Below are 11,873 nucleotides of genomic sequence, written 5' to 3'. Positions count from 1 at the left end.
TTGTAAGATTTACTTACACTGATCCAATGGTTTTCTTTTTTCTTCCCGGATCTGTTTGAAATAGCTTGGTGTGAGTCCGGTTACTTTTTTGAACTGGTTACTTAAATAGGCAACACTTGAATAGTTTAAGCGTAAGGCAATTTCACTTAATGAAAGTTCATCATAGACCAATAGCTCTTTTATCTTTTCAATCTTCTGGGCAATAAAATATTTTTCAATAGTTGTTCCTTCCACCTCGGAAAAAAGGTTAGAAAGGTAGTTGTAATCATGATTCAGCTGGTCACTCAGCAAGTCAGAAAGATTCTTTTTTGTATCATTATCCTGATGATGAACCAGATCAATGATAATATTTTTTATTTTTTCAATAATTCTGCTCTTTTTATCATCAATTACTTCAAAACCTAAAGGGATAAGTACTGCTTCCAGTAATTTTTTATCTTCAGCGCTGAGCTCTCTGGTAAGGGTAACCTCACCCAGCTTAATATGGGTAAAGTCCAAACCGATTTTTTCGAGCTCATTCTGAATCACCATGATACAACGGTTGCAAACCATGTTTTTAATGAATAATATACTCATAGCCCTGTTAGCTTAATTTTAAATATTGAGCAACAAATTTATAATTAAAAAACAATTATTCATGCATGATCAAATGTTGCCGACACTTGTTTGAATAAATAATCCAAAGTAAAGCAGTATTCAAAGATTGGATAGTAAGACGATCTCCGGCAGTTAAGGCTCCAACTACTCCATGAAAAAATAACCAATAAAATTACTGTTAGTACTAACAGTGACGAGCAGGAATGGCTTAGAAGAAAATCAGTTCGGCGAATAATGGAGATCTCACCTGCTACACTTCAAAACATCCGCACAGCAGGCAAAATCCGTTTCAGAAAAAGTGATGGGATCGGATTATTACAGCAGAGCTGATTTATTAAAATTATTCGAAGATGAAAGCAAATAATTCAAAGCAGTGGCAAATAAACATATCTGATGATATCACATTTTCTTTTTGGGCTCTTTAAAGAGAATGTTGGCCCATAACTATTTTCTAGCATAATTCAACAATTTTTAAATGTTAGTAATATCGAATTAATGCACTCTAAAGCCAAATTGTTAACTTATTTAATCATTTGTTTTACAATTATTTAGATCTGAATCTGTGGAAGTTTTTTTTGAAATAAAAAAGTGTCATGAAATTGCCACATTGTTTTTGAGTGTTTTTGAAGCATTTTTTGAGTTGTACTCTTACTGCATGGTTTCTCGGTTAACCCTTACAATCGTAAAACATTCTATGACAGTAATGAAATCAGTTATCTTGGCTATCCTTCTTTTCAGCTTTAGCACAGGATGTTTTAAAACAGCCCTATATCTAATTTTTTGAAAAGATTATAGGTAATATCTCACTAACAGTGTAAATGGCAGGACATTTCCTTAAAAAACACAGTGAAATTTAATCCTTGATAATCTTTATACATTCTCCATCAATACACAGCAAATAAACACTTTTTTCGAGTGCCTGCATATTTAGATTTAAATTGCCTTTACCTTTTGTAACAGTAATTTTTGATGTAATATCACGGCCTGCCATATTCAATATTTTAATATTTTCAGTATTCCCTTTCTTTAAAGTAATATACAGATTTTCTTTGACAGGGTTCGGATAAACAGTAAAGGTTTCCGGATTTTTCACGGTTTCCATATCCTGGATTTTTAAAAATGTTTCCGGAACAAGGCTTGTCTGAATAGTGTTTCCGTTGATAGTATTAAAAGTCACTTCCGTTTTATTTCCTGTTATTAAAGTTGTAATATTATTCATCGGATTTTCCAGCTTCCACTTTCCTGTCAGTGTCAGTTTTACAGGATTTACCTGAGGTACACGGTAGAGACGGGAAGCTGTTCCTGTGACCTGTGAATAGGTATAGGACTCATTATCATTCAAAAGACCCAGATTAGGATTGGTAAGGCTCACTTTAAGCCTATTTCCGGCGTTAGTACTCTGGGTCATCACAACAGACGGTTTATCCACAGAAACTACTACATCTGACTGGAAAACAGATGCTGCATCAAAAATCACATAATTATAGATCTGATCCTGTACAAATTTAACAACATGTGCCTGGTTATTCTGTTGGATAACGTCGAAATAATCTGCCAGATGATCTGCAAAATCCTGTGTTCCGGCAGTTCCTCCCTGAAGCATAATTCCATAACGATATCTACCCGAAGCAGTTGCTGTTCCGTGATCTATATAAGCTGTTGCGTAGTTCCCTTGTGTGCCTGCTGTATTGGACTGATTGCTCGACTGCTGGGCACTTCTTTTGATCACCACTGAACCGGTATAGGATCCGGAAGGAATAACAAAACCATTACCCACAGCATCTGTAGCCCATATACTTCCTGTGTTTTGTGAAAAATTTACATTTAGTCCCGTGTGAGTTGTACCATTGATGACTGTGGCAGTAGAGGCATCAGGCAGTCCGGTCTGGAAAACAGTGGTATGTACTGGGCGTGTTCCTCCGGTGTCTTTAATATCAGAACCTAAGCTTAACGCTTTATCTTTGAAGAAAAATACGGTCTTTAAGGCAGTCATTCCCGTGGCAGAATTGATATCCTTATAATCCATCGCAAAAACTCCATTATCATCCAGAGAAGCGTGGGCAAGAAAATTTCGGCCATTAAATTCTCTGCTGGCTCCTGATGTAAGCTCGTTCATGGGAACAAATGCAGCAGTAACTCCCGGTATATGCGTCCAGTCCCAGCCGTCATCTGTCAGTCTACCCTGAGCATTCGCGACTCCCAAACCATTGGAAAGGCGTGTTTTGGGAGAACCTGCAGATAAAATTTCCATGGCCCCGGCTGAAGTATATCTTCCAAAAAGATTCTCTGATGCACTGTTTTCATAATGCCAGATATGTTTACTGGTTCCTTTTACAGAAATCTGATAACCATTATACTTATGGATACTCAATCCGCCATAAGGAAGTCCAAAATGTCCTTGTGTAATGGGAACATCAGGAGTGAGTGTCGTATTGATATTGACCGCAATCTGTCCAGCCATGACGGGATTTTTAACACTTAGATTCCTGCTAAATCCCGACTGAGGCATCGTATAGATTCTTTTAAAAAACTTTCCGGCATCGGCATTAGCAACAGGATCTGCTGCATATAATAAGGCAAATGCATATCGGTAGTCCAACAGAGGGGTTGTAGAATTAGGAAATCGTCCGGCCAGCCCTCGTGGCATTTCAAAATCTGCACTGAATTTCTGATAAGCCATCAAAGCTTTTTTCAGATGAGTCTGAGAAACGGGCTTCAATTCATAGGCAGAACCTTTAAGAATATAGTTCATGATCGCCATAGAAAAAAGGGCATCTCCACCATAACTGTTGGCATAAGCACCTCTGTGGTGATAAGTGGTAAAGTCTGGTTTTATAAAATCTGCCCATCCGTTTCCAATCAAAAGGGCATTATCGGTGAAATTAATAAGAAACTCCATATTTGCCAATTTATCAGTATCAGTATCTTCCTGTCCCAGAACGTAGCATAAACGGGTTTCTATCAATGCTCTCACGACATCGGTATTAAAACCAGGGTTTGTAAAATGAAAGTTTGGATTATCCGGATCCAAAAAAGAAGTGAGATTACCCAGAACACCCATATGGTGAGAAAATTCTCCAGTCTGCGCTAATTCTTCTTTCATTAAAAGAACACAGGCGGCATAGGTAAAACATCGCAGCCCGAAACCAGAATTATTGATATTAACCGTTTCCTGCGAGGCATTTAAACTAAAATTACAATCGGTGGTACTGTTGATCCCTTTGTCTTTTATGTATTTGAAAACCTTTAAAATCATGTTCTTCAGGGCAGTGCTGTGGTATTTTGGATTTGAAGGCAGCCCGTTGATTACAGGCCCTTTTAAATGGTAGGCCATTACAAGATAAAACAAGTGATTGTTGACCAATGTTACCATTGCTCCATTATCAGTTCCATTAGTCATATTCCAGGCAGATTCGGGAGCATTAAAATTATAATTATTTACCACATTGGTTTCAGCTGTATTCCCAAATAGGATATATCTGTCGTATAAGCCTTTTACACTTGAGTTAGAATACGTAGTGATCGTGTTATCTGTAAGCCAGCTGATATATTTAGTCTTTATATTATTCACTTCATTAAGTTGCCCATTCAAAAACGAAAAAGAAAGCAGTATACACGAAAATAAAACAGATTTCAACATATATTGAGTATTATAGTTTAAACAAAGATATATTTTAATGATAATTAAAAAAAAAATTGTATTTAACATACAAGCAAGTTGGCCTACTATTCAATTTTAAAATTTTGTGTCGGCTCTCGAAACGGAATATAAATTTTTATGTCTTCAAAAGGAAATGGACTTTCTCTTAGGGAGTATTTGTTAGTTTAAAGTTATAATAAAAGTTGATTTCCATAAAAAATTTCTGAGCTTTGAGACTCAAAAATTTTCCAGAACAACTTTTTTTTAGCGTTTTATTATTTCTTTAAAGTAATTCCGTTTTCTGAGTTGCAGTGTTTTCCCTTTTATTTTCCTGCGTTCCCGGAGTATTTCATCGCTTCTTCCAAAATATACATCAGCAGGAGTTAGATTTTGCAGAGACTCATGATACCGCTGATTATTATAACGGTTTACAAATTCCTCCAGTGCTTTTTCCAATTCTTCAGGGCTGTAATAAAAATGAAGTTTTACCAAATTTTTCATCGTTCGGTTGTACCGCTCGATCTTTCCCTGGGTCTGCGGATGAGCAGGTTTTCCATGAAGCTGATTGATTTGATACTTTTTCAGCAGATAGTCTTTCAATTCAGAAGATACGTAGCAGGAGAAATTATCAGATAAAAGTTTAGGAATCTGTCCTTTTTTAAGCCCTGACTTTATTACAGCTGAATCTACCGTTCTTTTTACATCATTCACTTTCATGTTTCTACAGAGTTAGTGGTGAACAATATAACGGCTGTAATCATCTAGAATGGTATAATCTTAAAATAAGTGAAATCTGTTTGCCACATCTCATGTACAAAATTGGTCTTATCTTTAAATTCATTAGCAGCTGAGAGCAGGATATGAGAGGGAGCAGTGATCAGACCCCGTTTTTTCAAAATTCTGTACACGCTTGATTCTGAAATAAAAACACCCTTTTCATCAGTCATTTTGTAGGCCCGTTCCCGACTGGAAAGTCCGGGATGTTCAAATGCGATCTCTACCACAAGGTTTTTTTGTTTCTCAGGAATGCTGTTCCATTATTTTCTGTTAAAAGAGGGGGGAGGAAAAAAATCCTTCATATCCTTTTTTCAGATACAGATTGTACCAATTGTAAAAGGTGCTCCTATGGATGCCGAGTTCCCTCAAAGTCTTATTAACACCTATTTCACTGCGCGTAACGAGTTCTATCATCTCTAATTTTTCACCGGCGGATAACCTCACATATCTTCTATATTTCTGGGTTAGTCCAACATGTCCAAGCTTTTTTTACAATATCATACCGTAAAACGAGATCTGCAACCATTTCCTTAAGCTTCTTATTTTCTTCACGAAGCTGGCTGACCTCATCAGAAGTAGCCTCACGAACCACATCTCCGGAAAGGCGTTTCTTACCGGCCTCAAGAAATTCTTTGTTCCATTTGTAAAATGTGGATTCCTGAATGCCATGCTTACGACGCAGCTCTGCTACAGAGGTCTCTGCACGAAGGGCTTCCATTACAATGAGGATCTTTTGCTCGGCAGTGAAGATTCTTCTGGTTTTTTCTCCTGATCTCTTTAATGTAGGTTTCAGGAGTTGGTTTTTTCCTGGTGTTCATAATATCAAATTTAAAAATTAATCTCTTATGAAAAACTCCTTAAGTGAGTGTGACGTACCCGAACCACTTGAATATGTTGCGATTGATCCCCTGTTTTTTAGTAGCTCCAAATCCATCAATATATTGCGGTCAAATGAAACTTCCGCAACATGATCAAGGCCGTTGGGGTATTTTTGTTTGATTTCTGAAATGATACCAGAATGTAAAACAAATACATCCGACGCCCCTGCTTTTTTTGTTTTTTCGATATCTTCCTCCCTAGTTACCGTTGCAATTACAAGAGCGCCAGCACGTTTAGCAAATTGAATTGCACATTGTCCAACAGCACCTGCGCCACCCTGTACAAGGATTGCTTTCCCACTAAGGTTGCCAGCCTTATGAACTGCCATGTACCCAGTCATAGCCGGAATTCCCATTTGTGCGGCCTGGATCATGGGGGTATTGTCAGTAATTTCAATAACATTGCTTATGGGTATACTACAATACTGTGCTGCGGTTCCATGCGCTCGGTAAGATTGTGCACCAAAACAAAGAACTTTTTTGCCTAGCCAACTTTCAGGTACATTTGCTCCGGTTTTTCTTACGATTCCCGCTCCATCACTATGTGGAATTATAAAAGGGTAGGGCATGTACCCGCCTGGACGTAATGCCCCTTTCGAAATTTCTCCGGGATTGATACCTGAGAAATATATCTCGATTTGTAACTCATCCGGCCCCGGATCAATTTCTGGAACCCTCCCTACATGTAAAATTGCGGCATCATTGCCTTTTTTTGTATAATAAGCTGCTCTCATAGATTTTAATAATTTGTAGTGAAATGTGGATTTTAGTTAATTTATCTTGATATAGATACATCCCCAGTGATTAGTTTTAGATGGTAAAACAGTTTGTTTTTTATCTTTATCTTGCACTCACAATTTAAGTAAAATAAATTAATATGATTTAAGTAATCTGTTTAATATACATTAATAAATCATTTGTGAATTTTAAATAATACTTACTTTAAGTTATTGATATTTCGATTGAGATGGACTTTGTTAATGAATTTACAAAGGGTATGTAAAGATACCTTTAAGTACTTCCAATGCGCGAAATGTAGTTGAATTTCTTTACTAAAAAAGCCAGATTGTTATTTGAATTTATATACCAAGCCGATCTGGAACACATTATTTCTTCCTTTTGACGTATTTACCGGAGCTCCCTCCTCAATAATATTTGTTATACCTGCAAAATATCTCGCAGTAAGCCCAAAATTGTGCGTAAAATAATATCCCGTCCCTAGTCCTAATCCAAAATCAAAAGTTTTTACAACATCCTTAGCGTTTACACTTGATGGAAAGTTATATTTAGCATTCACCAGAAAGCTAAACTGAGGACCTGCTTCAAGGAAAAGCTGTGGTATAACTCTGTATTGAAACATTACTGGGACCGAAATATAATCTAAATTTGATTTTAAATCAGTGTCGGCTGCTTTTTTTGCCCCCAAGCCGTTATATAGTACTTCGGGCTGTATACTAATGCTTGAAGAAATTGAGAAGTTTACAAAAAAACCACCATAGAATCCTGCTTTTGATTTTGAAGCGCTGGAAGACACGGTAGAAATATTTAAGCCGGATTTTAGTCCGACTGCCACTGAAGATTTTGAAGATTTTTCTTGGGCAAAAGCAAAGGACCCTGAAGCCAATGTTAATGCTAAAAATAGATTTTTCATAATTGAATTTAAAAAGTTTATCATTTGTATTGCTGTTTTCTTGTGCAAACAAAATTAGTATTTTAAACTATAGATGTAAAATAGCCATAAGGTGTTAATTGTTAATAATCAATACCTTAAGTTAATTTTTGTGTTAGGTTTTATAAAAAGTAAAATATCTATATTGCAATGATTTTCTAAGAATTTTGGATGTTTTAAATTCTGATGAAATCAATTCCGGTCCTAGTAACAAGAATTTGCAGAAATATTTTATAATTTTTCTTTGGAAATATTTTGTAGCTTCTCAAGTATAGATAAACCTGCTGGGATTATTTCTTCCTTTTAAAGTTTAGATTATTTAAAAAATGAAAAGTATCACAAATTATTCTTTTAAACCCATTTCTAATAAAGATCAGAATATGCACATTATCAGCATTTCTGAAAGAATAAAAAGGGGAGCCGAAGCCGTGTTCCGGCCTCACAGAACCGATTTTTATATCATCCAGTACATCACGCAGGGCGAAGGAACTTACTTTGTGGATTTTGAGGAAATAAAGTTTAAAGCTAATGATGTTTGGATAGTAAGTCCCAATCAGGTACATCACTTTGTTCCCGATGTAAACTACGAAGGCATTTTAATTGCTTTTACTGAAACATTTTATGCAAGGTCTGCTTATAATAAATCCTTTTTATCCAATGCTCATATTTTTAACCCTCTTGGCGGTACTACCTTTTTTGAATTGAAGGAACATGAAGGAACTATTTTCCAGGAAATTATTGCCTCTTTAATTGTTGAACTAAATCATGAATTTGATACTGTTCAAGCATCTATTTTGCACAACGGTTTATCAAACATTTTAAATTATGCAGAAAGGAGCTTAATAAAAAGCAATAATTATAAAAATAAACTGTCCGGTAAAGATTCCTCATATACCATGGCATTTAAGAAATTAGTTCGGCAGAATTTTACTGAATACAAAACTGTAAAAGACTATGCCGATAAGCTACATATAAGTGACAGAAAATTGCAAAAAGCAATTGAAGCAACATTGGGAAAATCTCCCAAATCATATATTACTGACCATATTATATTAGAAAGTAAACGTCTTCTGACTCATGAGGATTTAAGTATCAAAGAAATAAGCTTTGCACTAGGCTTCGACGAACCCACCAATTTCACTAAATTTTTTAAAAAACAGACGGAGGCTTCACCTTCTGATTTCAAATTGGAGCAGAAAAAAAAATAACTATTTTAATTTCGGAGTTTTACCATTTTTATGTGGTTTTTTATCATATGTCCCCCATTTGATGAGGGTATCTTTGTAGTGTTAAATGCATAACATATGCGTCTAAATGAAGATGGACTTTGTCAATACAATAAATTTTTAAAACATTATATATGATTAAAAAAGTAATATTCTTTACAATAACATTTTTTGTTGTAAATTCTTGTTCTCAAAGTGAAGATCACCAAAATAATTGTAGTGATAGGAATCCTGAATTTGAATTGGTAATTAATGAGTTAACGCAAACTTTTAAAGATGCATCTGATTTAAAAACGTGGCCTAAAAATTATTGTGACGCAACTTATAAGGTAATTTATGAGAAGGCAAATAAAGCACTTTCCCTGATAAAAAAGGACGAATGTAATGGTGATTTTATTGAAAACTTAACTCAGCTTAGTAATCAGGCAAAAGGAATGATACAGCAATGTCCAAATTTTGAAAATAACAGTTTCCCAGGTGGGCAATTATCAAATAAATATCTGAGAGCAGATATGTCTTTGTGGGGTGCTCAATTTAATATGCTTCGGTCACCTTCCTACAGTTCAACTAAGTTTATGCAGCTGCCACCTGTAAAGGATACAAAAGTGTTCCAGCCTTTTGAGGTAATTAAAGATTGCAGTGGTTTTTATTGTACTGAGATGGTAGTATTACCGATAGGAAACTATTTCATAGGAGGCACTACGGAGCAACATCAGGCACTTAATGTAGATTCTTATCGCGTTGCTTGGGAAAGTCCCAGACATCAAGTGAAAATTGGCAAGTCTTTCGCAATATCAAAAACTGAGGTAACTGTGGACCAATATGCTGAATTTGTGCGGGAAACTAATCGTAAAGAGGCTAAAGGTGCACTAGGGTTTACCGGCCAACCTCAGATTAGTGATCCTGAATTCCCTATGTATCATGAAAATTTATCTTGGAGAAATCCTGGTTTTCCACAAAAAGGAGACTTTCCTGTTACTTGTGTAACACGTAAGGATGCTGAAGATTATGCTGCTTGGCTTTCGTCAAAAACAGGAGCTAAATACAGGTTACCCACTGAAGCAGAATGGGAGTATGCAGCAAAAGCAGGAAGCAATACTGCTTTCTTTTGGGGGGATAATGTAAATGATGCTTGTGGTTATGCGGCAGTTTATGATGAATCAACGGATGCAGCTACAGGGTATCAATTTATCAAGGTAAATTGTAATGATGGAGCTGCTTATACTGCAAGTGTAGGTAGTTTTAAACCCAATAATTGGGGATTGTATGATGTTACAGGAAACGCAAGAGAATTTGTTGCCGATGCTTGGGAAGATTCGTATAATACAGGTCCATATAATGAATTACCCCGTACATTAGGAGTCTCTCAATTCCCTGTATTACGTGGTGGCGGATGGGATTATATGCCTCAAAATATTCGTACATCTTACAGGTCAGCATATTATTCTTGGCTTATCCGTTCCAATATGTGGGGATTTCGGTTAGTTAGAGAACTTAACACATAATTTAAAGATCAGCTCATAAAAATACTAATCCGGAAAATTTTAATTTTCCGGGTTTTTTATGCCCATTTAGGAGGTTGCATGTTCATCTTTTGATTTTTTCTGCAGGAGTTTCTTAATATTTTAGCCTAATATAGCTAATAGATCTGCCAAAATCTAATGACCCTGTTTCCGCAACCAAACCAAAACTATGCTTCATTGCCGGATCCTGGAATGTTTTGTGTTTTTAGATAAATGAATTCGCCTTTTTTCTACACGATGTACAATACTGGATTTAAAAGACATGAGGAAATCTCATTGGATAAACTTTTTTAGAACGGGGCATAATTATTTTAATTTCGGAATTTTACCATTTTTGTGTGATTTTTTATCACATGTTGCCCATTTAATCGCGGTAACTTTGTAAAAAAGAAATTTTACACAATGAAATTATTTAATTTTTTTGAAAAAAAGAACGCTAAGTTTATTAACCAGATTGTAATGGCTCCCATGACAAGAGCAAGAAATCCAGACGGGATACTGAACTCATTGAATGCCGAGTATTATTCACAACGTTCCGGGAAAACCGGAGCCGGACTTATAGTTACTGAAGGCATTATAATTTCTCCTACTTCTACAGGATACCTTTATGTGCCGGGTATATATACTGATCAAATGATAGAAGGCGCAAAGATGGTCACCAAAGCTGTCCACGAAAAAGGGAGTAAAATTTTCTGTCAGATCTGGCATGTTGGACGTTCTTCTCATGTTAGCACTTTACCTATAAACGAAAATCCGGTTGGAGTTTCGGATCAGCGTGCACAAACAATGGTTTTTGGTTTAGATGAAAGTGGGAAGCCAGGATTTGTAGAAGCGTCAAAACCTGTGGCATTAACCACGAATCAGATAAAAGAAATTATTAAAGATTTTGCAAACGCTGCTAAAAATGCGATAAGTGCAGGATTCGATGGGGTGGAGCTTCATGGGGCTAATGGTTATCTTATAGAACAATTTTTAAACCCAATGATTAATAATCGCACAGATGAATATGGAGGGACTATAGAAAAAAGAAGCCGGTTTTTATTGGAAGTTGTTGATGCATGTATCGCTGAAATAGGTTCTGATAAGGTTGCTGTCCGTATATCGCCCTTCGGTCTGATTGGAGATATGCCTGCGTTTGATGAAACAGAAGTAAAAGACACCTATAAATTTATTGCCGAAGAGTTGGATAACAGGGAGGTGGTATATATTCACATTATGAATCAAAGTGTTGGTGGGAAATATGTTATGCCTCATCATTTTATGGAAGAGTTCAGAAGTTGGTACAACGGGATTATTATTCTTGCGGGAGGCCTAGATAAAAAGAAAGCCATGGAATTAATAGATACTGGCATTATAGATATGGCAGCTTTTGGAGATTTATTCGTTTCAAACCCTGATTTAGCGGAAAGAATGGAAAATAACTGGGAACTGAGCCCATCTAGAAAAGAATTATATTTTGGGGGTAACAAGGAAGGATATACAGATTATAAACCTTATCAGAAAGAATAGAAACAAATAACATTTTCCAGTAACCATTGGGGATCAATAAAAACGGATTAAATA

General features: G+C 36.0%; 7 protein-coding genes and 1 pseudogene. 3 read left to right on the top strand and 5 right to left on the bottom strand.

Annotation, left to right across the window (positions count from 1 at the left end):
- Positions 1-9 precede the first annotated feature (9 nt).
- The 5 genes and pseudogenes from BM143_RS12910 to BM143_RS12890 form a co-directional block, all read right to left on the bottom strand.
- On the bottom strand, positions 10-576 hold the full coding sequence (locus BM143_RS12910; protein ID WP_090024850.1) for a helix-turn-helix domain-containing protein: 567 nt from the start codon (positions 574-576) through the stop codon (positions 10-12).
- A gap of 874 nt (positions 577-1,450) precedes the next feature.
- Entirely contained in the window at positions 1,451-4,237 is a 2,787-nt protein-coding gene (locus tag BM143_RS12905; protein WP_167375288.1) for a chondroitinase family polysaccharide lyase, read from the bottom strand.
- Between the two features lie 264 nt (positions 4,238-4,501).
- A pseudogene (locus tag BM143_RS12900) lies at positions 4,502-5,832 on the bottom strand (IS3 family transposase).
- Between the two features lie 17 nt (positions 5,833-5,849).
- Complete coding sequence (locus BM143_RS12895; protein WP_090024848.1) at positions 5,850-6,626, bottom strand: zinc-binding dehydrogenase; 777 nt, start codon at positions 6,624-6,626, stop codon at positions 5,850-5,852.
- Positions 6,627-6,961: 335 nt separating this feature from the next.
- Positions 6,962-7,543 carry a porin family protein gene (locus BM143_RS12890; protein WP_090025015.1) on the bottom strand — a complete coding sequence of 194 codons (582 nt, stop codon included), beginning with the start codon at positions 7,541-7,543 and terminating at the stop codon, positions 6,962-6,964.
- Between the two features lie 344 nt (positions 7,544-7,887).
- On the opposite strand from BM143_RS12890, the gene BM143_RS12885 reads away from it, so the two are divergent.
- The 3 genes from BM143_RS12885 to BM143_RS12875 all read left to right on the top strand — a co-directional run bounded on the left by BM143_RS12885 (position 7,888) and on the right by BM143_RS12875 (position 11,819).
- The gene (locus tag BM143_RS12885) at positions 7,888-8,769 is read left to right on the top strand and encodes an AraC family transcriptional regulator (protein ID WP_090024847.1); all 882 of its coding nucleotides are present in this window, start codon (positions 7,888-7,890) and stop codon (positions 8,767-8,769) included.
- Positions 8,770-8,921: 152 nt separating this feature from the next.
- Positions 8,922-10,292 carry a formylglycine-generating enzyme family protein gene (locus BM143_RS12880; RefSeq protein ID WP_090024846.1) on the top strand — a complete coding sequence of 457 codons (1,371 nt, stop codon included), beginning with the start codon at positions 8,922-8,924 and terminating at the stop codon, positions 10,290-10,292.
- A gap of 420 nt (positions 10,293-10,712) precedes the next feature.
- Positions 10,713-11,819, top strand: coding sequence for an alkene reductase (locus BM143_RS12875; RefSeq protein WP_090024845.1), 1,107 nt, complete (start codon positions 10,713-10,715; stop codon positions 11,817-11,819).
- The last annotated feature ends 54 nt before the right edge of the window (positions 11,820-11,873 follow it).

The organism is Chryseobacterium oleae (assembly GCF_900115055.1).
Lineage (GTDB): Bacteria > Bacteroidota > Bacteroidia > Flavobacteriales > Weeksellaceae > Chryseobacterium > Chryseobacterium oleae.
Note: the sequence above shows the minus strand (reverse complement) of the source record. Positions and strands in the feature narration are given on the sequence as shown.